Here is a 2,272-nt window from a genome sequence, read left to right on the forward strand (position 1 = left end):
CCCCCAGCGGTGCGGCCCCAGGGGCGCCGGCGGCCGGGCCTGGCTGGGACGGGTAGCCGGTGGGTGGCTGCGCCGGGGTGAACGGCCGTGCCGGTGCAGGACCGGAGGTCGGGGTCTGCGCGGTCGGCGGGCGCTGGGCCTCACCGTCCGTCGACGGGTAGTAGTCGTTCACAGCGCTGGCCTCCGGTCGCGGCGCTCCAGCACAGAGCGCTCCGTCGTCTTATCGACCATGGGCCCGGTCCTCTTGAGGAGAAGAACGGACTGATCCACGGCTGGTCTTGCTCGATGCGGCGTGGCGCTCAGGCGACCACGCGCAGGATCTCCTCGACTGAGGTGTCGCCGAGCAGCACCTTGGTCCAGCCGTCATCGCGGAGCGAGATCATGCCCTGCTCGCGTGCGGTGCGGGAGATGTCCGCGGCCGAGGAGTGCGCCACGGCATGGCGTTCGATGTCCTCGGTCACGCGCATGACCTCGTGCACGGCAAGGCGCCCGCGGTAGCCGGTGCCGGAGCAGGACGAGCAGCCGTGGGGCCGATGGAGCGTGGGGATATCCTCGCCGGGGTTCCAGGGGAACCGCGCAGCGACGAGCTCGACCTCGCTCGGCGTGTACGGCTCCTTGCACTTCTTGCAGAGCCGCCGGGCGAGGCGCTGGGCCACGACGCAGTCGAGCGCCGATCCGACGAGGAAGGGCTCGATGCCCATCTCGACGAGCCGGGTGACGGCGCTGGGTGCGTCGTTGGTGTGCAGGGTCGAGAGCACGAGGTGACCGGTGAGGGCGGCCTCGATCGCGATCTGCGCGGTCTCGTGGTCACGGATCTCACCGAGGAGAACCACGTCCGGGTCCGACCGCAGGATCGACCGCAGAGCCCCCGAGAAGGTCAGGCCGGCCTTGGGGTTGACCTGGACCTGGTTGATGCCCGGGAGGCGGTACTCGACAGGGTCCTCGACCGTGATGACGTTGATCTCGGGGCGGGACACCGCGTTGAGGGTCGCGTACAGGGTGGTCGACTTGCCTGAGCCGGTCGGGCCCGTCACGAGGATCATCCCGTAGGGCTTGCTGTACGACGCGGAGTACGTCTCGAGGTTGTCCTCGAGGAAGGACAGGTCCCGCAGGTCCAGGCTCGCGGTGGAGTTGTCGAGGATGCGCATGACGACCTTCTCGCCCCACACCGTCGGCAGGGTCGCCACACGCAGGTCGATCTTGCGGCCGTTGTGGGTGACCGACATGCGGCCGTCCTGGGGCTTGCGACGCTCGGCGATGTCGATGTCGCTCATGATCTTGAGCCGTGAGATGACCCCGCCCTGGATCTGCTTGGGCGACCGCTGCATCTCGTGCAGCACACCGTCGATCCGGTACCGGACGCGCAGGTCGTTCTCCGCGGGTTCGATGTGGATGTCCGAGGCGCGGTCCTGGATGGCCTGCGTCACGAGCAGGTTGACGAACCGGACGATGGGGGCGTCGTCGTCCCCGTGGTCGCTGAGGCCTGACAGGTCGTCGAGGGGCTGAGGCTCGCTGGTCTCGAAGGCCGAGGTCAGGTCGTCGATCTCGTCGTCGGCGCGGCAGTACCGGTCGATGGCCTGGATCACGTCGTCGTGGGTCGCGATCACCGGGTGGACAGGGACCCCGGCCGCGGTCCGGATGTCGTCGACCGCCAGCACGTTCCCCGGGTCGGCCATCGCCAGGATGAGGTGCCCGTCCAGCAAGGACACCGGCAGCACCGTGTAGCGCCGGCACATCGAACCGGGCACGAGGGACACCGCGTTGCGGTCGACGGGGTAGTCGGCGAGCTCGACGAAGTCCATGCCGACCTGGGAGGCGAGCGCCTGCACCAGCTGGGACTCGCTGAGCATGCCGATCTCGACCAAGACACGCCCGAGCGACTCCCCCCGCTCGGCCTGCTCGTCGAGGGCAGCCATGAGCTGTCCCTCGGTCACGAAGCCTTGGTCGAGCAGGATGTCACCGAGGTGCTTCACAGAAGTCCTTCCCCAGGGCTGTGCCGTCACTCCCTACGGGGGCGGGGGCGACGGCATGTCTCTGACCACCTATCGGCAGGACCGGCTCCGGCCTGAAGGTCTCCCGAGACCTTCTTCGCCCGGAGGCGACGGAGAACCTGAAGCGGCCTGTCGCGGGTGGCGGCTCAGGCGCCGCCGGCCTCCAGGGCAGCGCCCAGCGCCGCGTCCATGGCCTCGACCGGCGCCGGGCGCCCGGTCATCAGCCGCACCTGCTCGGTGGCCTGGTGCAGCAGCATGCGCTCGCCGCCCACCACGGTGCC

1 protein-coding gene and 1 pseudogene are annotated in these 2,272 nt (G+C 69.6%); both read right to left on the reverse strand.

The window, feature by feature from the left end:
• Positions 1–299: 299 nt before the first annotated feature.
• Entirely contained in the window at positions 300–1,973 is a 1,674-nt protein-coding gene (locus L0B03_RS16860; RefSeq protein WP_250448023.1) for an ATPase, T2SS/T4P/T4SS family, read from the reverse strand.
• A gap of 164 nt (positions 1,974–2,137) precedes the next feature.
• Positions 2,138–2,272 (reverse strand): annotated as a pseudogene (locus tag L0B03_RS16865) (shikimate dehydrogenase); the annotation flags it as partial.

The organism is Actinotalea sp. C106 (assembly GCF_023630195.1).
Lineage (GTDB): Bacteria > Actinomycetota > Actinomycetes > Actinomycetales > Cellulomonadaceae > Actinotalea.